General features: G+C 38.3%; 22 protein-coding genes and 1 other annotated feature (1 of these 23 only partly in view). Of the genes, 4 read left to right on the top strand and 18 right to left on the bottom strand.

Annotation, left to right across the window (positions count from 1 at the left end):
* Positions 1-61, bottom strand: a binding site (T-box leader); it reaches 157 nt to the left of the window's first position.
* A gap of 49 nt (positions 62-110) precedes the next feature.
* The 10 genes from gltX to NSQ74_RS04305 all read right to left on the bottom strand — a co-directional run bounded on the left by gltX (position 111) and on the right by NSQ74_RS04305 (position 11267).
* Positions 111-1571 (bottom strand): glutamate--tRNA ligase, encoded by a 1461-nt coding sequence (gltX, locus tag NSQ74_RS04350; RefSeq protein ID WP_340821734.1) that lies wholly within the window; start codon positions 1569-1571, stop codon positions 111-113.
* Positions 1572-1692: 121 nt separating this feature from the next.
* Entirely contained in the window at positions 1693-2169 is a 477-nt protein-coding gene (gene ispF, locus NSQ74_RS04345; RefSeq protein WP_024364393.1) for a 2-C-methyl-D-erythritol 2,4-cyclodiphosphate synthase, read from the bottom strand.
* Between the two features lie 249 nt (positions 2170-2418).
* A complete protein-coding gene (ispD, locus tag NSQ74_RS04340) occupies positions 2419-3111 on the bottom strand; it encodes a 2-C-methyl-D-erythritol 4-phosphate cytidylyltransferase (RefSeq protein ID WP_340821732.1) in 693 nt (230 codons plus the stop codon).
* A 12-nt stretch (positions 3112-3123) separates the two neighbouring features.
* Positions 3124-4209: a PIN/TRAM domain-containing protein gene (locus tag NSQ74_RS04335; RefSeq protein ID WP_340821730.1), complete on the bottom strand. Its 1086-nt coding sequence runs from the start codon at positions 4207-4209 to the stop codon at positions 3124-3126.
* A gap of 365 nt (positions 4210-4574) precedes the next feature.
* Positions 4575-5951 (bottom strand): DNA repair protein RadA, encoded by a 1377-nt coding sequence (gene radA / locus NSQ74_RS04330; protein WP_340821728.1) that lies wholly within the window; start codon positions 5949-5951, stop codon positions 4575-4577.
* Between the two features lie 111 nt (positions 5952-6062).
* The gene (locus NSQ74_RS04325; protein WP_340821726.1) at positions 6063-8507 is read right to left on the bottom strand and encodes an ATP-dependent Clp protease ATP-binding subunit; all 2445 of its coding nucleotides are present in this window, start codon (positions 8505-8507) and stop codon (positions 6063-6065) included.
* The gene (locus NSQ74_RS04320) at positions 8497-9606 is read right to left on the bottom strand and encodes a protein arginine kinase (protein ID WP_340821724.1); all 1110 of its coding nucleotides are present in this window, start codon (positions 9604-9606) and stop codon (positions 8497-8499) included. The genes NSQ74_RS04325 and NSQ74_RS04320 overlap by 11 nt, the downstream gene beginning before the upstream one ends.
* Positions 9603-10145 carry a UvrB/UvrC motif-containing protein gene (locus tag NSQ74_RS04315; protein ID WP_340821722.1) on the bottom strand — a complete coding sequence of 181 codons (543 nt, stop codon included), beginning with the start codon at positions 10143-10145 and terminating at the stop codon, positions 9603-9605. Before NSQ74_RS04315 ends, NSQ74_RS04320 begins: the two co-directional genes overlap by 4 nt.
* A gap of 13 nt (positions 10146-10158) precedes the next feature.
* Entirely contained in the window at positions 10159-10629 is a 471-nt protein-coding gene (locus tag NSQ74_RS04310) for a CtsR family transcriptional regulator (protein WP_340821721.1), read from the bottom strand.
* A gap of 332 nt (positions 10630-10961) precedes the next feature.
* Positions 10962-11267: a DUF4870 domain-containing protein gene (locus NSQ74_RS04305; protein ID WP_340821720.1), complete on the bottom strand. Its 306-nt coding sequence runs from the start codon at positions 11265-11267 to the stop codon at positions 10962-10964.
* A gap of 124 nt (positions 11268-11391) precedes the next feature.
* Between NSQ74_RS04305 and NSQ74_RS04300 the strand changes: the two genes are divergently transcribed.
* Together NSQ74_RS04300 and corA are read left to right on the top strand one after the other, a co-directional pair.
* On the top strand, positions 11392-12069 hold the full coding sequence (locus NSQ74_RS04300) for a class I SAM-dependent methyltransferase (protein ID WP_340821718.1): 678 nt from the start codon (positions 11392-11394) through the stop codon (positions 12067-12069).
* A gap of 141 nt (positions 12070-12210) precedes the next feature.
* A complete protein-coding gene (corA, locus tag NSQ74_RS04295; RefSeq protein ID WP_340821717.1) occupies positions 12211-13173 on the top strand; it encodes a magnesium/cobalt transporter CorA in 963 nt (320 codons plus the stop codon).
* Positions 13174-13354: 181 nt separating this feature from the next.
* Here corA and NSQ74_RS04290 read toward each other — a convergent pair whose 3' ends face one another.
* Positions 13355-13564 carry a hypothetical protein gene (locus NSQ74_RS04290; RefSeq protein ID WP_139860492.1) on the bottom strand — a complete coding sequence of 70 codons (210 nt, stop codon included), beginning with the start codon at positions 13562-13564 and terminating at the stop codon, positions 13355-13357.
* A gap of 334 nt (positions 13565-13898) precedes the next feature.
* Here NSQ74_RS04290 and NSQ74_RS04285 point away from each other — a divergent pair, with 334 nt between their 5' ends.
* Positions 13899-15209, top strand: a complete 1311-nt coding sequence (locus NSQ74_RS04285; protein ID WP_340821715.1) for a globin-coupled sensor protein — start codon at positions 13899-13901, stop codon at positions 15207-15209.
* Positions 15210-15261: 52 nt separating this feature from the next.
* Here the strand turns inward: NSQ74_RS04285 and NSQ74_RS04280 are convergent, their stop codons facing one another.
* The 7 genes from NSQ74_RS04280 to adh form a co-directional block, all read right to left on the bottom strand.
* Positions 15262-15741, bottom strand: a complete 480-nt coding sequence (locus tag NSQ74_RS04280; RefSeq protein WP_340821712.1) for an acyl-CoA thioesterase — start codon at positions 15739-15741, stop codon at positions 15262-15264.
* A gap of 69 nt (positions 15742-15810) precedes the next feature.
* Positions 15811-17238, bottom strand: coding sequence for an aldehyde dehydrogenase family protein (locus NSQ74_RS04275; protein WP_340821710.1), 1428 nt, complete (start codon positions 17236-17238; stop codon positions 15811-15813).
* A 41-nt stretch (positions 17239-17279) separates the two neighbouring features.
* Entirely contained in the window at positions 17280-17531 is a 252-nt protein-coding gene (locus NSQ74_RS04270; protein WP_340821709.1) for a hypothetical protein, read from the bottom strand.
* A 121-nt stretch (positions 17532-17652) separates the two neighbouring features.
* Positions 17653-17997 (bottom strand): DUF3969 family protein, encoded by a 345-nt coding sequence (locus NSQ74_RS04265; protein WP_340821707.1) that lies wholly within the window; start codon positions 17995-17997, stop codon positions 17653-17655.
* A 280-nt stretch (positions 17998-18277) separates the two neighbouring features.
* Positions 18278-18493: a DUF4003 family protein gene (locus tag NSQ74_RS04260; protein ID WP_340821705.1), complete on the bottom strand. Its 216-nt coding sequence runs from the start codon at positions 18491-18493 to the stop codon at positions 18278-18280.
* A gap of 326 nt (positions 18494-18819) precedes the next feature.
* Positions 18820-19182, bottom strand: coding sequence for a DUF779 domain-containing protein (locus NSQ74_RS04255; protein ID WP_340821704.1), 363 nt, complete (start codon positions 19180-19182; stop codon positions 18820-18822).
* Positions 19183-19203: 21 nt separating this feature from the next.
* A complete protein-coding gene (gene adh / locus NSQ74_RS04250) occupies positions 19204-20724 on the bottom strand; it encodes an aldehyde dehydrogenase (protein ID WP_340821702.1) in 1521 nt (506 codons plus the stop codon).
* Between the two features lie 243 nt (positions 20725-20967).
* Here adh and rluF point away from each other — a divergent pair, with 243 nt between their 5' ends.
* Positions 20968-21669 (top strand): 23S rRNA pseudouridine(2604) synthase RluF, encoded by a 702-nt coding sequence (gene rluF / locus NSQ74_RS04245; protein ID WP_340821701.1) that lies wholly within the window; start codon positions 20968-20970, stop codon positions 21667-21669.
* Positions 21670-21679 lie beyond the last annotated feature (10 nt).

Raw genomic sequence — 21679 nt, 5'->3', positions numbered from 1 at the left:
GCCGGTGATGGTCCTCTCTTTAGAGCTTGCGCCACGTACTTCTCCTTATCAACGCTTTCTCAATGTACATTCATTTTACATCGAAGAAACAGTTTGTCAATAAATTTCTATTATTTCGCGTATTTTTCTACACGGTCAATTGTTTTCTCTTTACCGATTAAACAAATAGCATTCGGAAGCTCAGGACCGTGCGTTTCACCTGTCGTCACAACACGGATTGGCATAAATAAATTTTTACCTTTATGCCCTGTTTCTTTTTGCACAGCTTTAATAGCTGCTTTGACAGTTTCAGGTGTAAATTCTTCTAAATTTTCAAGTTGCACTTTAAACGCAGCCATTACCTCTGGTACCTGCTCGCCAGCTAAAACTGCTTTTGCTTCCTCATCATATTCAATATGATCGTTAAAGAATAGGCGAGATAGCTCTACGATTTCAGCACCAAAGCTCATTTGCTCATGGTAAAGCGCGATTAAATCTGTCGCCCAAGCACGCTCTTCAGCTGTTAGCTCTTCTGGTAATACGCCAGCTTTTTGTAAGTGTGGTAAAGATAAAGCCACTACTTCTTCTAAAGATAATTTTTTGATGTACTGATTATTCATCCAAGTAAGCTTTTGCTTATCAAACATAGATGGCGATTTTGATAAACGTTTCTCATCAAACATTTTAATAAATTCTTCTTTTGTGAAAATCTCTTCTTCACCTTCAGGAGACCAACCTAGTAAAGCGAAGAAATTGAACATAGCTTCTGGTAAATAACCAAGGTCTTTATATTGCGTTACGAATTGAATAATTGACTCGTCACGTTTTGATAATTTTTTGCGGTTCTCGTTAATGATTAATGTCATATGCCCAAAGCGAGGATATTCCCAGCCAAATGCATCAAAAATCATCATTTGTTTTGGTGTGTTTGATAAATGTTCTTCACCACGGAATACGTGTGAAATTTCCATAAAGTGATCATCTAACACTACCGCATAGTTGTATGTTGGAATACCATTTGCTTTCACAAGTACCCAGTCACCAACATCTTTTGATTCGAACGATACTTGTCCACGCACTAAATCTTCAAATTCATATGTTACATTTTCAGGTACACGCATACGAATTGTATATTGCTCGCCAGCCGCTTCTTTAGCCGCTACTTCTTCAGCAGATAAATGACGGCAAGTACCATCATATGTTGGTGCTGCAACGCCACGAGCTTTTTGCTCTTCACGAGATGCCTCTAATTTTTCTGATGAACAGAAACATTTATAAGCTTTACCTTCTTGTAATAACTTTTCAGCATGCTCTTTATAAATATCTAGGCGTTCCATTTGACGATAAGGCGCATAAGGACCACCAATATCGATTGACTCGTCATATTCGATACCTAACCATTTTAAGTTATCTAACTGAGACGCTTCTCCACCTTCTACATTACGCTCAATATCCGTATCTTCAATACGCACGATGAATTTACCGTTATGATGTTTTGCATATAAATAGTTGAATAACGCTGTACGAGCACCGCCAATATGTAAAAATCCAGTTGGTGATGGCGCGTAACGAACGCGAACTTCTTTCGTCATAATTAAATGCCTCCTAAATGTTCGTCTGAAAATAATTCCGACCTTTTTAATTGTTCATTTTACCACTGTAGTATAGGAAATAAAAGTAGCGCGTGCTTAGGAATTGGACACGCGCCATTTTTTATTTTTTTATCAATAGAATCGTTGCCATTGAAGCGATGCCTTCTTCTCGACCTGTAAAGCCCAGTCTTTCAGTAGTTGTCGCTTTGACATTCACTTGTGATGCGTCTGCGTTTAATAGCGTTGCAATGCGGTTTCTCATTTGCTCAATGTAAGGCGCCATTTTTGGACGTTGTGCCATAATGGTGCAATCTACATTGCCAAGCACATAGCCTTTGTCTTCAACGATTTTCCAAATATACTCTAGTAACTTTGCTGAATCAGCATCCTTCCATTCAGGATCTGTATCTGGAAAATGACGACCAATATCGCCTTCACCTATTGCCCCAAGTGCTGCATCTGTTACTGTGTGTAATAATACATCTGCATCCGAATGCCCTACTAAGCCTTTTTCATGCGGAATTGTAATACCGCCAATAATTAGTGGACGCCCTTCTTCAAATGCATGTACGTCAAAACCTTGTCCTACTCGAAACATACAATACTGCCGTTACAACAGAGATAATTGTAACAGCATTCACCTGCCTTTATGATTTTCTATTTATAGACAGTTTACCATATTTCCTAGGAAATTGAGCTCTCCACATCATCTTCAAAACTCTTTCCATACATATCTTACTTAAGATAGAGATAAACAACATACTTAAAGTTTTTTATAGTTTGTTCAAGATGAATAAAAAAAATCCCATCAGCTACATTTAAAGTTGATGAGATTTAAAAGTTATTTTTAATAAGTTTCCGACACTCGGCGACGTAAAATTGCTTCACCAAATAGTAAATCTTCTTTAGTTGTCATCTTCACATTTTCGTAGGTACTCTCTACAATATGAACAGCATGACCAAGACGTTCAACTAGCATTGCCTCGTCTGTACCTAGGAAGCCTACTTTCTCGGCAACATCTTCGGCCTCTACAATCAAATCAAAGCGAAAAGCTTGCGGTGTTTGAATCATCCACAGGCTTTCACGATCTACTGTTTCTTCAATGATGCCATCACGTACTTTTTTCATCGTATCCTTTGCACGAACGCCAGCGATAGCAGCGCCAAAATCATGAGCACTTTGCACAAGGTTTGCAATAATTGCGTGCGTAATAAATGGACGTGCTGCATCATGCACTAAAACGATATCAACTTGCTCCATTTCCTTCATGCAGGAATGAACCGAATGTTGGCGCTCTGCACCACCATCGGGCAAGCCCTTGACCTTAGAGATGCCATAATTCACGAGCAATTCTTGAATAAACGCTCGCTCCTCCGGCTTCACCGCAAGCCAAATTCCTGTGCAGTTTCTATCTTGCTCAAATACTTCTAATGTGTGTATTAAAATCGGTTTCCCTAAAAGCTCTAAAAATAATTTATTTAGTCCTGCTCCCATTCGCTTCCCGCTACCTGCCGCCGGAAGTACTACTTCATACTGCACATTTCCCACTTCCTAATCATCCTTTGGCTTGGCAAAAATCATACGACCTGCTGATGTTTGTAGAACGCTCGTTACAGTTACTGTAATTGCCTGTCCTATATAACTTCGACCACCTTCTACAACTATCATCGTGCCATCATCCAAATAAGCGACACCTTGGTTATGCTCTTTCCCATCTTTAATAACGACAACTTGCATATCCTCACCAGGAATAACTACTGGCTTCACTGCATTTGCCAAATCATTGATGTTCAGCACTTGCACTTGGTGTAGCTCACATACTTTGTTCAAGTTGAAATCATTCGTAACAATTTGTGTATCATTGCCCATTTTCTTTGCAAGACGTACAAGTTTTAAATCGACTTCCTGCACATCTTCAAAATCTTCTTCAGTAATCTCTACTTTTGTCATACGTTCATCTTGCAGTTTTTTTAATATATCCAAACCACGGCGACCTCTTGTACGTTTTAAAGTATCTGAGGAATCTGCAATATGCTGAAGCTCCGTTAGCACAAACTGCGGCACCACTAGGGCACCTTCGATAAAGCCTGTTTCAGATATATCCGCTATACGTCCGTCTATAATAACGCTCGTATCTAGCAATTTATAACTACCACGAATTTCTGGAGCATCAATACCTTCAGCTGCTTTTTTCTTCGAATTACTCCCACGTAATGTAAATAACTGTAGTAACTCATCTCGCTTTTTAAAGCCGACACGGAAGCCCAAATATCCAAACACAAACGACAGGATGATTGGAATCACTTCTGTAATACCGCGAATCTGAACGCTATTAATCGCAAAGCCTAGGAAATATGCAACGATAAGTCCTACAATAAGGCCAAGCGTACCAAATAATAAATCTCCAACTGGTACTTTAAATAGCACCTCTTCCATCCAGCTAATAAGCCGAACAAAATAGTCGGAAAATGCAAACGATAATGTAAATAGTAAAAGTGCCCCTAAAGCAACTGATACATAAGGATTATCAAGCCAAGGATTAGATGATAAATGAAGCAATTCGTATAATGGCGGTAAGAAAACAAGGCCTAAAGCTCCCCCAATCAGTAAAAAAGCAATCTGAATAAATTTTTTCATACTGTCACCTCCAATTCTTATAATGATTATACATATTTTTCAGCAGAAAATCTTTTTTGAGCCCATCAAAACATTATTATTTTTACTGCTGTTTATGGGACGTTACAGAAGCCTGAAGAGATGCATTATTTTTGCAATAATTATTATCCAATTTCATAAAATTTTTATGACCGCTATAAATGGTGGAAAAGTGCATGCTAGGATATCCCCCAGCATGCACCTTATTTAGTCAATCAATTTCATAATTCACTTCTATCATTTTGTAACGTTACACTACAGGTAGAACGCTATCCGTTAACCCTTTGCTCCACTTCAATGTTGGAATTCTTTTAGGAACTATTTATAAAATTGACCTAATAATTTATTTATAACTCTCTAAAGCAGGCATTCAATGCGTCCTTAATTGTCTCTACACCAACAATTTCGATACCTTGTGGGAAGTCCCAACCACCAATATTAGAGGCAGGTATAAACGCTCGCTTAAAGCCTAGTTTTGCCGCCTCAATAACACGTTGTTCAATACGTGTTACACGACGAACCTCTCCTGTTAAGCCCACTTCACCAATAAAGCAATCTGTACCACGCACCGCCTGATCTTTAAAACTAGAAACAATACTCGTCAACACCGCTAGGTCAATTGCAGGCTCATCAAGCTTCACACCGCCAGCAACTTTAATATATGCATCCTGCGCTTGCAGCATGAGGCCCATCCGCTTTTCAAGCACCGCCATAAGCAATTGCACGCGGTTTTGGTCCACCCCTGTTGCCATACGTTTTGGATAATTGAAGCTCGTCGGCGTCACAAGTGATTGAATTTCTACTAAAATTGGTCTTGTCCCCTCCATTGATGCCACAATGGTTGAGCCTGCCGCCCCTTGTGAGCGTTCTTGTAAAAACAACTCAGACGGATTCAACACTTCCTTTAAGCCCCCCTGAAGCATTTCAAAAATAGCAATTTCATTTGTAGAGCCAAAGCGGTTTTTCTGACTCCGTAAAATACGGTGGTTGTGATGGCGCTCTCCTTCGAAATACAACACGGTGTCCACCATATGCTCTAAAATACGTGGTCCAGCAATTTGCCCTTCTTTCGTTACATGCCCTACTAAGAAAATGGCAATGCCTTTCGTTTTTGCAATTCGCATTAGCTCTGCTGTACATTCACGCACTTGCGACACACTACCAGGTGCACTTGTCACCTCTGGATGGAAAACAGTTTGTATGGAATCGACGATCACAAACTTCGGCTGAACATCATCAATCGTTTGGTTTAACAACTCTAAATTCGTCTCCGAATAAATATAAAGTTCTTGAGATATTACTCCTAAACGCTCTGCACGCAATTTCGTTTGTCGAATAGATTCCTCCCCAGAAATATACAGCACACGGTGCCCTTTATTTGATAGCAACGCTGATACTTGTAATAAAAGCGTTGATTTCCCAATCCCAGGGTCACCACCGATTAATACAAGGGATCCTGGCACGATACCACCGCCTAAAACTCGATTGAGCTCTCCCATTTCAGTAGCTACCCGAGATTCCTCAGCTGCTTCCACTTGTATAATAGGTATAGCCTTTTGTGTTACTGTAGCTGAATGTTGGAATGCTCCTCGAGGACCTTTCGCAACGACCTCTACTTCTTCAACCATTTTATTCCATTCTCCACACCCTGGACAACGACCCATCCACTTTGCAGATTCATATCCACAACCTGTACAGACAAATTTAGTTTTTTTCTTCGCCATAGTACCACCTCGAATATTTGTTCTTATATTCATTTTACATAAAAAAAGACAGCTTGGCACTCTTGGCCTCGCTGTCTTCTCAAATCAACACGTTAACAATAAACAATCTGCTTATTTAGAAATTGAAACGCCCTCTTTTTTCTTAACGACAAATTCTTCATTTACATAATCGATTACAACTTGGTTTCCTTTTTCTACATTGCCTTTAAGCAGTTCTTCCGATAAACGGTCTTCCACTTGTTTTTGCAATGCACGACGGAGTGGACGAGCACCATATTGAGGATCATAGCCTTCCTCTGCAATTTTATTTAGTACAGCATCGGTTAACTCTAACGTAATATCCTGCTCCTGTAGACGTTTTGTTAAGGAATTAGCCATCATTGAAACGATTTCTTTTAAGTGTTCTTTTTCTAGTGAGTGGAACACAATCATTTCATCGATACGGTTTAAAAATTCTGGACGGAATGCTTTTTTCAATTCTTCTAGCATTGTACCCTTCATATCTTTATGCTTCGACTCCGAGCTTCCTAAGCTGAAGCCAAGATTTTTTTGATACTTTAACGCGTCCGCGCCAACGTTAGAAGTCATAATGACAACCGTATTGCGGAAATCAACGACACGTCCTTTAGAATCAGTTAAACGACCATCTTCAAGTACTTGAAGTAAAATATTGAAAACATCTGGGTGAGCTTTTTCAATTTCATCAAGTAGCACTACGGAATACGGTTTGCGTCGCACTTTTTCTGTAAGCTGACCACCATCATCAAAGCCTACATATCCCGGAGGCGAGCCCACTAAACGTGAAGTCGAATGTTTCTCCATATATTCTGACATGTCAACGCGAATCATCGCATCTTCATCACCGAACATTACTTCTGCAAGTGCTCTTGCAAGTTCTGTCTTCCCGACCCCTGTAGGACCAAGGAAAATAAATGAACCAATTGGACGTTTCGGATCTTTTAAACCAGCTCTTGCACGTCGAATCGCACGAGAAATTGCCTCAACAGCCTCACCTTGCCCAACAACTCGTTTATGCAATTCTTCCTCAAGTTGTAATAGTTTAGATGATTCTTCATGTGCAATTTTTGCTACAGGGATTCCAGTCCACATAGAAACTACAGCTGCCACATCGTCTACCGTTACTTTCGATTCGGCTTTACCTTGTTCTTCTTTCCATGTTTTACGCGTTGTTTCAATTTCGTCTTTTAGCTTTTGCTCTGTATCTCTTAAAGACGCTGCCTTTTCAAATTCTTGACCAGATACAGCCGCATTTTTCTCAGAGCGAACATTTTCAAGTTTATCTTCCAGTGCCTTTAAATTTGGTGGCACTGCAAATGAACGTAAGCGTACTTTTGAACCAGCTTCATCGATTAAGTCGATTGCTTTATCAGGCAAGAAGCGGTCTGAAATATAACGATCACCCATTTTTGCCGCTGCCTCAATCGCCTCATCTGTAATTTTCACACGGTGATGCGCCTCATAACGATCACGCAAGCCGTGAATAATTTGAATAGCTTCTTCAACAGTTGGCTCATCGACTTGAATCGGTTGGAAACGACGCTCTAAAGCTGCATCTTTTTCAATGTATTTGCGGTACTCATCTAATGTTGTAGCACCAATACATTGTAATTCACCACGTGCCAATGATGGTTTTAAAATGTTTGAAGCATCAATTGCACCTTCTGCCCCACCTGCACCGATTAGCGTGTGCAATTCATCAATGAATAAGATGACATTGCCCGCTTGACGAATTTCATCCATTACCTTTTTCAAACGATCTTCAAATTCACCGCGGTATTTAGTGCCGGCAACAACCGTTCCCATATCAAGCGTCATTACACGTTTATCGCGCAAAATTTCTGGCACTTCATTGTTAATGATTTGTTGCGCTAAGCCTTCAGCAATCGCTGTTTTACCTACCCCTGGTTCACCAATAAGCACAGGGTTATTTTTCGTACGACGTGATAGCACTTCAATAACACGTGTAATTTCTTTACTACGTCCAATAACAGGGTCTAACGAACCTTCACGGGCAATTTGTGTTAAATCGCGCGCTAAGCTATCTAATGTAGGCGTATTTGCAGCCTGTGTCGCTTGTTGTCCAGATTGTGCATTGTCGTTATTACCTAATAACAATAATACTTGCTGACGAGCTTTATTTAAGCCCACACCAGCATTGTTTAATACACGAGCAGCTACCCCTTCGCCTTCACGAATAAGCGCTAATAGTAAATGTTCTGTGCCAATATAGGAATGGCCTAATTTACGCGACTCATCAACCGATAATTCAATTACTTTTTTCGCACGAGGCGTGTAGTGCACGATTGGTCCAACATCCTCTGTTCCTTTACCGACTAGCTCTTCAATACCTGCTTCAATCATTTGAGGGCTAATATCAATGGCTTCTAATGCTTTCGCAGCTATACCACCGCCTTCACGAATAAGCCCTAAAAGAATATGCTCTGTTCCTATTGATTCGTGCTTCCAACGAATTGCCTCTTCCTGTGCAAGCTGTAATACTTTTTGTGCGCGTTGTGTAAAACGATTAAACATCATATGAATCCTCTCCTTTTCCCCCTATAATAGGCTTACTCTTAGTTTCTAGAAATAATGCCTCTCGCAACATTTTTGCTCGTGCTCTGTCTCGCTCAGCAGGCGGTAAAACCTCTCCTGCATAGTGCTGTAAAAATCCTGGTTGCATGCTGACAACGCATTCGTTTAAAGATGTTGCTTTAATATTATCAATCAACTGCAAATCCACTCCTAAACGTACATTTGATATGCAAGTAGCAGCTTCTTCACTCGTTAAAATTCGAGCATGTGTTAATGTCCCTAAAGCTCTGTATACACGATCTTCTAAAGCAAGTTCCGCTTTTTCCATTAGCTTACTCCTTGCTTGTCGTTCTTTTTGAATTATTTTTTCTGCAACACTTTGGATGTCTGCTAAAATGTCTTCTTCTGTTTTTCCTAGTGTAATTTGATTTGATACTTGATAAATATTCCCTAAATTTTCACTACCTTCACCGTATATACCCCTAACGGTCATCCCTAAACGAGTCATTGCATTGATGATTTGATTCATCTGACCTGTCAGTGTAAGCGCGGGAAGGTGCATCATAACAGAAGCACGTAACCCAGTACCAATATTGGTTGGACAACTTGTTAAATATCCAAAAGTATCACGAAACGCATATGGCAAGGCTCCTTCTAAGGCTCGATCAATCTTATTTGCTTGCTCGTAGGCCTTCTGAAGTTGAAAACTCGCCGTCATACATTGAATGCGTAAATGGTCTTCTTCGTTCACCATAATGCAAATTGATTCATCCTCAGACAACAACATAGCGCCGACTTGCTCTTTTTTTGCAAGCTGTGGACTGATTAAATGCTTTTCAACTAAAATTTGTCGTTGTAACGATGTTAAATCTTTTATAGAAAAATAAGAATATCTTTCTTGAAGCTTGGAACTGTCCTGTATTGCGTGGGTGACAGCCTGCTCTACCTGTAATGCTTCGTTTTCCGAGAAAACTAAAGGGAAACGAAAACCATCTAAGTTCCTCGCAAGGCGGATGCGTGTACTAATGACGATATCTGAATAATCATCCTCCATATCCATCCAGGCAGGTGTAGCACGCTCTAAAAACGATTCAATCATCATGACACATCACCACCTTCGAATTGTAGCTGTTGCTCAAGATTTTTTGCCTCGTCACGAAGCTTCGCCGCTTCCTCAAATTGCTCCTCGTCCACTGCAGCCTTCATGCGTTTTCGAATATCTTCAATTTGCTTTTTAATGACAAAAACATTGTTTTGAGCACCAGGCATTTTACCTATATGCTGTGGTCCTGCTTGAATACGATTAAACAGCTTTGGCAAATGCTCGCTAAACGTGTCATAACAACTAGGGCAACCAAATTTACCCTCTTTTAAAAATCGCTTATACGTAAATCCACATTGTGGACATGTTTGTTGCTGAGGTGGCGCTTGCTGTTTTTCACCGACTTTTTGCCATGTAGGTGAGCCAAACCAGTTGGATAATAATTGTTGAATCGATACAGGCTCTTGTTTAAACTCTGCATGGAACGGATGGAACTGTGATGCACAGACATCGCAATAATGGTGTTCCACCTTCTGCCCATTTTGTACTTGTGTCACAGTTACTGTCGCATTGCGCTGCTTGCAATGTTCGCAAATCATTTCCATCACCTCTTTATTTTTGCTTTTCATATTTAATGGTTGTTAACATCGCTCGCAAAATTTTTGCACGAATGCTATCCCGTAAAGGTAGTTGTAAATCTAAAGTCGAACGATCAACCGCTGCTAACATTAATTTCGCTTCTCGCTTCGAAATTACCTGCTCATCAATCAAACGATACACAACACCCTCCGCAACCGTTTGCGAGGCTCCCCCTTCAATTTGCAAGAGCACATCATCTATCAAATCAATTTGTGAGTTTGCACGGACACGCAAAATACGAATGTATCCACCGCCACCCCGTTTACTTTCAACAAGGTAACCCCGCTCAGCTGTAAATCTTGTATTGATCACATAATTTATTTGTGAGGGCACACATTGAAATTTATCAGCAATTTCACTACGTTTAATTTCAATATGCCCTTCTCCACCTAATTCAAGTACTTGCTTTAAGTAGCCTTCTATGATGTCTGAAATATTACGCACTTTAGGAATACACCTCGCTTACCTCACTGACTTTGACTATCTTTGACTATCTTTGAGTATATTATACAAAACGCTTGAAAATAATTGCAATTATTTCGCACAATGATTTGTGTAAAGCGCATTGTTTAACAGATTGTCTTCAAAAAAACAGACGGCAGGGACATATTAACTTAATCATGATGTACTTTTATATCTGTGTAAAAAAGGGAGTTGGCGATTTTAAAAAAAGCTTGTCCCTAATAATTAAAATTGATTTTGCCTATAATGTACCCTTTTTGCTTATAGAAAAAACGCAAGCATATGCATATAGCATATACTTGCGTCATTAAAAATTATACCCAGCGTCCAACTATCGGGTAACGCCAAGGTTCCTCTGAAAATGCCTTTACGATTCCGATAATAGGTACGATGTAAACCATAGCGATGAAAATTAGTAAGAACGGTAAACCGATTAATACAAAAGATAGGATACTAGCAATTACAATCAATATGCCCATCACGATTTGGAACAATAAAGCTTGCACCGAAACACTTTTCACTTCTTCATCTGAACTAATTAGGAAAAATAAAATCGGCACTAAAAATGGCGCAAAAAACGCGCTGGCATGTATGATTACCTTAGACCATTTTGTTTCCATATATATCAACCTTCCTTTATGGTATGTCATTATTATTAATACTCCTATTTACGGAACTATACGCTAAATAGTTTCAAATGCTGCGTAAATTTTTAAATTTTTTTTGAAAGGTATGTGATACTAGATGGAATTTAATAGCACACTTGCTAACGAATATGAAAAAGGCATCCGACGTACATTACCAAGTTACGATGCCATGCTGCGTTTAACGAAAGCTTTTTATCAATCCGCACTACAAGAAAAAGCTAGTTTTTTAGTTGTTGGCTCTGGTAGTGGCAATGAAATTATACAGTTAGCTGAGCAAAGACCCGATTGGTCATTTGTCGGAATAGATCCTTCTGAAGCGATGTTGGAAATTGCAGAAAACCGTCTTCAATCATTATCAAATGATATTTCTTTACTACAAGGTACAATACTAACTGCTGCGGTGCCTGCTACGAGCTTTGATGCGGCTAGCTGTATACTAGTACTCCATTTTATTGAATCATATGAGGAGAAACTTGCTACATTAAAAGGAATTGCACAACGCTTAAAATCAGGTGCACCATTCGTCCTTGTTTCTAAATACGGTCAACTGAACTCAACTGAAACAGAGCTGCAATTTGAACTATGGCGCGCGTATTGGCAACAGCATACAAAACTTTCAGCATCGGAATTAGCTAGTATGGAGCAATCCATCCGCTCGCTTTCATTTATGCGTGAGGAGGCGATAGTGACACTCTTACAACAGGCAGGTTTTTCACAGCCTTCGAGGTTTTTTGCAACGACACTATTCGGCGGTTGGATATGCTATAAAGAGTAACTTTTATCCGTATAATATAGTAGTGTACTATAAGTTCATGAGGTAATGATCTTCCGTTGATTGTCTCCTCTTCCTTCTCTGCTTTAGGAGCGAGACTTCGTGCTTACTTAATACGAGATAAACAGATTTGAGGTGAATGCCATGATTCGCACGATGGCTATGACGAAAGATCAACAATTAATAAAGGACTTCCCACTTGAAGACATAAAGCAAAACGATTATGAGTGGTATTGGGTAGATTTTAATTGCCCAACTGCAGAAGAGGAGCTTTTGCTCGATACATTTTTTCATTTCCATCCACTTGCAATCGAAGACTGCTTAATGCGTTTACAGCGACCAAAACTCGATTTTTATGATGATTATCATTTCTTCGTTATTCATAAATTGAATGAAGTAACATTAATTGCTGAGGAATTAAATATTTTTGTTTCCGATCATTTTATTGTTACATTCCACAAAAATGAAGCGGCCGAAATTGAAAAGGTACAGAAGCTTTTAGAAGAGCAACCGAAATATTGGGAACGAGGCACTGTTTTTCTGACCTATCAAACAATCGATAAAATAGTCGATAGTTATTTCCCACTTGTTTATAAAATTGAGGATCATTTAAATGCACTTGAAGATGAGCTGACCTATCAAAGTAATGTGAATGCAATGCAAATTGTTTTTGAATTCCGTAGTGATTTGCTCCATTTACGGCGTACAATTTTACCAATGCGTGACCTACTGTACCGAATACTTAGTTCCTATCGCTTTGCCCTTAAAAAATCGGAAAGAGCCTACTTCGGTGATATTCACGATCATTTAGCAAAGCTTACAGAAATGGTCGAATCTAATCGTGAGCTTACAGCAGATATGCGCGATAGCTATATGGCCATGAGCTCTAGCCGTATGAACGGCATTATGATGATGTTGACGATTGTCTCCACCATTTTTATACCCTTAACGTTTATTGCGGGTGTTTACGGCATGAACTTCGATAATATGCCCGAACTTCATGGACGGTACAGCTACTTTATCGTGCTTGGCATCATGCTCTTGCTTGCACTATCTATGCTAGCATTTTTTAAATCTAAAGGCTGGTTCAAACTATTTAAACCATAAGTGTGTTGAACCGTCCTAAAACTCACTTACAAAAAAATCCGCGCACACTTCTGAGGAGAAATAGGGCATGAGTATTAGCTAAATGCATTGGCAAAAAGCCCTACTCATACTTTGCCCACAGAAGGCAGTCGCGGATTTTTAACTTATAAAAAATTAGGGACATAGATGTCTCCAAAATTATTTAATATGGACCTCGATCATCCACTTTATTTTCACCTTGTTGCGGGAATAAAAAGTATGCTAGCACGCCCGATACTATCGTTGCACAAATTGTTATCAATAGTTGGTTTAGGTCAGGTACATCTGCATAATATTTGGTTAACATATAAACAGATCCAATTGCTACAATTACCATCACAGGAATTACAAACTTAAAACGTTTCTTCTCCATGTAATACCTCCTCAATACTATTTTTCTCTCACATGCATTTATTTGTAAATCCAAACAGTTCGTATTTTACATGTTTCCTAAATGAAATTCAAATTGCGCTATTTCTACAAAAAATTAGTATGTAGCAGGTAATCCGACAAACGTCAGCCTTATAAATAAAAAAATAATAAAAAAATATAGAAATATCGGAAATTTTTAACCAAATATACTACAAAAAATAGTAGAATAGATTTAATACCATATATTCACCAAATTTACAAACCTAACAATATATATACAATGAGTCTTCAATTATTATCATTAATATGGATTTATAAAGAATGGAGCAGACACAATGAGTTGGTTTACAAAGAAGAACAATTATGGTTATTCAATTACATTAACACCCGAGGAGTTTAAGCAACACGTACAATTAGATGTTTCAAACTATCCTAAACTACAAAAACAATTACAGTTATTAGACTTAACAACTGAAGATTTAGCTATTATTAAACAATTACAACCTTTAGTGAAAAATGTCATTCCTGAAATGGTCGATCAATTTTATGCAGCGATTAGCTTAAGTCAAAACTTATTAGATATTATTAACAGAACATCACAAATTGAACGTTTAAAGGTGACTTTACATAAGCATTTAAGCGATATTTTCGAGAGTCACATTAATGACGAGTACATTAAAGAAAGAAAAGCAATCGCTGAGACACATGTTCGAATTGGACTCCAATCAAAATGGTATATCGCTTCATTCCAATCATTAACTTCGACTTTTACAAGCTTTGCGAATGATTTAGATATTTCAAAGCATGATGCTATACGTGCCATCAATGCTTTCTGCAAAATCATTAACTTCGAACAGCAGCTCGTTATCGAAGCATACGAAAAAGAAGAAGAACGTATTCGTAGTGTGGCAGATCAAACAAAGCATGCACTTGTAACTACGATTCAAAGTACCGCTGAGGAGTTAAATGCGATAAGTGAGGAAACAGCCGCTTCCCTTTTAGTTATATCTTCGCAAACGGATGATATTGCAGTAGCAACTAAACAAGGTTTAAACTTCGTTGCAGATACGCAGGACAAATCTAAACGGGGGCAGCAGCAATTACAAGAGCAAAATGAATTAATCCACGTTATTTTGCAAAGTGTTAATGGCCTTGAAGTGACGATGAACCAGTTACGTACATCTTCGCAAAAAATCTCTGAAATTGTCGGGCTTGTCACAGGCATCGCTGACCAAACTAATTTATTAGCACTCAATGCTTCAATTGAAGCTGCTCGTGCTGGGGAACATGGTAAAGGCTTTGCTGTCGTAGCAGAGGAAGTCCGCAAGCTTGCAGAAGAAACAAAAAATGCGGTACAAAATGTGTCACACCTTATTAAAGAAACAGAAAGTAATATTTCAACAATGGCAAGTTCTGTCGTCAATGTTGACCAGAAAATCCAACATAGCGTTGATACACAAACAAGTTTATCTGAATCATTCAATGATATTGCGGATGCTGTATCAGGCATTCAACAGCAATATGTAAACACAGCAAGGGATATTTCAGCAATTTCTACTTTAATTACAGAGCTATCACAGGGAGCTACACTCGTTTCCTCTTCGTCAGACTCATTAATTAATGTTGTAAATGAATTAAATATTTAACACAAATAAAAAAGGAAATTGACTGCATCGTGTCAATTTCCTTTTTGTTTATTTAATGTGCCAACGCACGTTTTTGCTTGCGATGCTCTCGTCGAGCAGGGCCTGTTTCAAACAGTCGTTTTTCCGCATCCGTTTCTGGGAAAATTGCAGGAATGGCCTTTGGTTTCCCACTATCATCCACTGCAACCATCGTTACAAATGATTCGGTTGTTAACTTTTCTTCGCCTGTTTCAATATTACGAGAAATAACGCGGACATAGACTTCCATAGATGAATGCCCTGTGGATGAAACAATACTTTCAATTTCAAGAATATCACCTACATGTGCTGCTGATAAAAAATCAACAGAATCAATGGAGGCTGTTACAACATGTCCTTTTGCATGCTTCATCGCTGTAATTGCAGCAATTTCATCAATATAAGCTAACACTCTTCCACCAAAAATGGAATTATGATTATTAGTATCCGGTGGTAACACAAGACGCGTCTGAAGTGTACGCGATTGGCTCATTGGTACAGCATTGGTTGTCATAGTTCTTGTAACTTCCCTTCATGTATTATTCTTTCGTCATCGTATCGTAGAAAAAGAATTGATGCAAATTTAGAAGGATTTTTTCATCGTAATAAACTTCATATCGGTCATTTCTTCAATCGCCCATTTAATACCTTCTCGACCATAGCCACTCATTTTTATGCCGCCATAAGGCATATTATCAACTCGGAATGTTGGAATATCATTTATAATAACAGCACCTGCTTGCAATTCATCAGCAGCATACAATGCATCTGGTAATACATTCGTAAAAATTCCTGCATTTAAGCCAAGTTCCGACTCATTCACTAGTCGAATTGCGTCGTCTAATGTTTCATATGAAACAATTGAGACGATTGGTGCGAATGTTTCCTGACAAACAACCTTCATATCAGCAGTTACATTTGTCATAACTGTTGGCGTTAATGTACGTTCTGTAAACGTTCCACCCGTCGCAACTACAGCACCTTGAGTTTTTGCCTCTTCAATCCATTCACGAATTCGGCTAACCTCATTTGGGTTGATCATTGCACTGACATCTGTATTTTTGTCTAGCGGATCACCAACAACAAGTTTTTCTGTTTGCGCTACAAATTCCTTTGTAAACGCATCTATAATTGAGGAATGTACATAAATACGTTGTAAAGAAATACATACTTGTCCAGCAAAGCTAAATGCTCCGCTAACACAACGCGCAATAATTTTATCAATAGGTGTCGATGGCTCAACTATAACTGCTGCATTTGAGCCTAGCTCTAATGTTACTTTCCGCAAACCTACTTTTTCTTTAATACCTAAACCAACCTTACCACTTCCGGTAAAGGTCACCTTTTTCACGAATGGATGCGTTACGAGTGTATCACTTAGTTCGCCACCACTACCTGTAACGATTTGTAATGCACCATCTGGTAGTCCAGCTTCCTTAAATATTTCCGCCATCACAATTGCACTAAGTGGTGTTTGTGTTGCCGGCTTTAACACGACTGTATTTCCAACTGCAAAGGCAGGTCCCAATTTATGTGCGACTAAATTAAAAGGAAAATTAAACGGAGTAATTGCAGAAATAACGCCTAATGGCTCACGCTTTGTCCAGCCAATTCGATCACCAGCTCCTGGCGCGGCATCCATCGGTACCGTTTCACCTTTCACCTGCTTAGCTCCTTCGGCTGCAAACTGATACGTCGCTATTGTACGTTCAATTTCAGGTAAACCTGCTGATATAGGTTTGCCCGCTTCTTGCGCTAAAATTTCCGCCAATTCGTCTTTTCGACGTCGCATAATGTCGACTACTTTATATAATATTTCGGCACGTTCGTAGGCGGTTGTTTTTTTAAATGAAAGAAATGCATCTTGGGCACCTTCTATGGCTTGTTCAACATCTGAAACAGATGCCTTTGCAACCTTTGCAATTACCTCACCGTTATAAGGTGACGTTAATTCATAAGTTTCCTTAGCATCTTGCCACTGTCCATTTATCCAAAGCTTTGTTTCGTTCATCTTCAAATACACCTCCAAATAATCTGTTCTTCTTTAGTTTATCATGAAGTGCTCGAATTTGACGCTACTGCGGCTGCTGTAACTGCGGATATCATCACTGCCTGCTGTGCTTGGATTAGTAATTCAATAGAAGACATAATAGCCATTGACAGTGATTGTTGTACTTTTGCCATATCATAAATAGCGATTTGTACAGCCATAAACAATACAAATTCCCGATGCCACTTCAACAATTTCATTCCCTTTAATTCATGATATAAATCAACAATTTTCTGAAGTTGACCTTTAATCATTTGAAAAATTAATCTTTGTATAACACAGTATAGAAAAAGCAGCTCGTTTAGCATGATAAAACGAGCTGCTCTAGAGAAGTACCAATTGTCCTCTTTCTACTACTACTTAAAATCAAATGAATCAATTTATTGATTCAATAACTTTATTTCGAAATTTATATGCTTTTCTTTGTTCTAATTGAGCAATACTTTCATATTCAATTTCGCTTAAACTTTCAAATAATTTTTCAGACATTAGACTCACTATATCTTCTAATTCAGTGCCTAAGTGAATAATTTCTAATATTTCTTTTGAAATTCCTTTAGACTGTAATAAATCCATAGTATATGGGTTAAATAAAACTTTTTCAGTTTCTTCGATTGTTAATAAATCTTTTTTTAAAGCCTCAATTAAACCTATTACATTTATGAGTAGTAGTTTTTCTAATTCTTCGTTATTTGTAGTATTCAATAATAATTTATTCATATTTAATTATTTCACACTCCAACCTTGCTTAGCTTTAACATCAGGTTAGTTCTAACTACTTTTACTTCACTTATTTTTCATGACTAAATTGGGTTATAATCTGTTCATTAGGTACCCAATTAAAGAGTTATCATGTAAGACACGTAATTGGATGACGATCCTTCATTTCTTCAATAATGTGATAACAATCTGGATAAGTTGGCATTCCTCCATTATATCTTTTCGTTTTTCAATAGCGTATTTACTGCTTGCTCCGTACCATCTTGCTCCATCATATTTGCTACCCTATCGATGTTCGCAATGGCGACATCCACGAAGTTTGTTTTTTCATTTCTTCTACAACATCTTTATATTTTTCCGAATCAAACACTTTATCCGAGGCAACATATGTGCTGGCAATAGCTAATATAATTTTCCGATCCACTGTCCAGCCTGCAACTTTCGAAACTGCCTCCACAGTTTGTGAAAATTGGTTTTCAATTATAACAATATCCATCTTCAACACACTCTTTTTCACTATTTACGTAACATTCTGTCGAAAAGATTCAATCATTTTGTAATAATTAACATAAAAAGTAAACATAATTTAATGTTTGTAAATAGGTATTATATGGTTTAATTAATATAAACAAAGATGAACGGGGGCTATATTATGATTGAACGGACAATCAGAAAATTACTATTAACCCAGACCCTACAAGAACGATTACAACGTTATTTATTATTGCGAAACTCCCCAAATAACGTAAACCTACAACTACTTTTCCAGAAAAATTAGCATAAAAAAACAGCGACAAAAAAGCTTTTGCCGCTGTCATTAAACTATTTAATTAAACCTAACTCTTTTAGTTCCTCTGTAGAAAATGCTCTAGACCTTGTTAAAAAACGTTTACCTTCTACGCCTTCAAGAGAGAACATACCGCCTCTCCCATCAACTACGTCTAAAATAATTTGCGTATGTTTCCAATAATCATACTGGTTTTTGTGCATATAAAATGGTGTGTCCCCAATCTTCCCTAAGCATACATCCTGATCACCTAATAGTAAGTCCCCATCAGGATAACACATCGGAGACGAGCCATCGCAGCATCCACCTGATTGATGAAACATAACCGGTCCATGCTTTTCCTTCAACAATTCAATTAGTGCCAGCGCTTCTTCCGTTGCTAAAACACGTTCAACCACGCTTTAGCACCTCCTCACTGTTTAGAAGAAACCAAGTTTATTTTCGTTATAGCTCACCAATAAGTTTTTCGTTTGTTGGTAATGCGATAACATCATTTTGTGCGTCTCACGGCCAATACCTGACATTTTATAGCCGCCGAACGCTGCATGTGCTGGATATGCATGGTAGCAGTTTGTCCAAACACGCCCCGCCTGAATACCACGACCGAAGCGATATGCTGTATTCATATCACGTGTCCAAATACCAGAGCCTAGTCCATATAATGTATCGTTAGCAATTTCTAATGCCTCTTCTTTTGTTTTAAATGTTGTTACTGCAACAACTGGACCAAAAATTTCTTCTTGGAATATACGCATTTTATTATGTCCTTTAAAGACAGTTGGTTTAACGTAGTAGCCATTTTCAAAGCCTTCACCTACATTATTTTTCTCGCCACCAATTAAACATTCTGCGCCTTCTTGCTTACCAATATCTAAATAAGACAGAATTTTCTCCATCTGCTCACTTGAAGCTTGTGCGCCCATCATCGTGTTAGGATCAAGTGGATTTCCAACTTGAATAGCTTCGACACGTTGTATAACGCGTTCCATGAACTTATCATAAATGGATTCTTGAATTAACGCTCGTGAAGGGCATGTACATACCTCACCTTGGTTAAGGGCGAATAATACAAAGCCTTCTACTGCTTTATCTAAAAAGGCATCATCTTCATCCATAATATCTTCGAAGAAAATATTCGGAGACTTTCCGCCCAATTCTAATGTAACTGGAATAAGGTTTTGTGACGCATATTGCATAATTAAACGGCCAGTTGTAGTTTCACCAGTAAAGGCAATTTTGCCGATACGTGGGTTAGATGCAAGCGGTTTTCCAGCTTCTAAGCCGAAACCGTTCACAACATTTAGTACGCCTGGTGGCAATAAATCACCAATTAACTCCACTAGCACCATAATCGAAACTGGTGTTTGCTCAGCTGGTTTTAATACAACACAGTTACCAGCAGCAAGAGCAGGAGCTAGTTTCCAAACAGCCATTAATATTGGGAAGTTCCAAGGAATAATTTGACCGACTACCCCAATTGGCTCATGGAAATGATAAGCAACTGTATCATTATCAATTTGACTTAGGGCGCCTTCTTGTGCACGTAAAGCACCTGCAAAATAACGGAAATGATCAATTGCTAGAGGAATATCTGCATTTAATGTTTCACGAACCGCTTTACCATTATCCCATGTTTCGGCAACGGCTAACTTTTCTAAGTTTTGTTCAATACGGTCCGCAATTTTAAGTAAAATGTTAGCACGCTCTGTAGCGGATGTTTGTCCCCATGCATCTTTTGCTGCATGTGCTGCATCAAGTGCAAGTTCGATATCCTCAGCAGAGGAACGTGCTGCTTGTGTAAAAACTTGTCCAGTAACAGGAGTAACATTATCGAAGTATTGACCTTTCACTGGGGGTGTCCATTCTCCACCAATGTAATTATCATATTTCTCTTTGAATTGAACTACCGATCCTTCAGTGTTTGGAAATGCATAAACCATTTTACTTCTCCCCTTTACACAAAATAATGAGAAAATATCTAGAAAAATCGTAATTTTATATCGAAATAACGATATTTTCATAGAGACTCTCTTACCCACTATATTGTCAGAAATTAATGTTTATTTCAACTTTTTAAAATAAATTTTTATAATATTTATTTTTAATAGAAAAGCTTCTAGAATTCACGGTATTTACAACGATAGGGTATACTTAAGCTAATATGAAATGTATAGGAGAACAATATGAGAATTAACAAATACTTAAGTGAAACAGGCATCGTATCTCGTCGCGGTGCTGATAAATGGGTCGAAGAAGGTAAAGTAACCATTAATGGTGTTCTTGCTACTGTCGGCAGCCAAGTAGAGACTGGCGATATTGTTTGTGTGGAAGGAAAAGAGGTAAAAAAAGAAGAACAACTCGTTTATATTGTCTTAAACAAACCAGTTGGTATTACAAGTACGACAGAGAGCCATATCAAAGGAAATGTCGTGGATTTTATTAATCATCCTTTGCGCATTTTCCATATCGGACGACTGGATAAAGAATCAGAGGGATTATTATTACTAACAAATGATGGCGATATTGTTAACAAAATTTTACGTGCTGAAAACCATCATGAAAAAGAATATATTGTACAAGTAGATAAGCCTATTACAGATCAATTCATAAAACAAATGGGCGCTGGAGTTGATATTTTAGATACGACGACATTGCCTTGCCGTGTTGAAAAAATCTCAGATAAAGTGTTTAAAATTATTTTAGAACAAGGCTTAAATCGACAAATTCGCCGTATGTGTTCAGCATTAGACTATTCCGTTAAACGATTACAACGCATACGTATTATGAACATTAAGCTTGGAAATTTAAAGGTTGGACAATGGCGCGATTTAACTGATAAGGAGCGAACAGAATTATTCAAATTACTTAATTACACAGCAAAATAAAGCAATTGGA

The sequence above is a fragment of the Lysinibacillus sp. FSL W8-0992 genome (genome assembly GCF_038008685.1).
Classification (GTDB): Bacteria; Bacillota; Bacilli; order Bacillales_A; family Planococcaceae; genus Lysinibacillus.
This window is presented reverse-complemented; position numbering and strand designations above follow the sequence as displayed.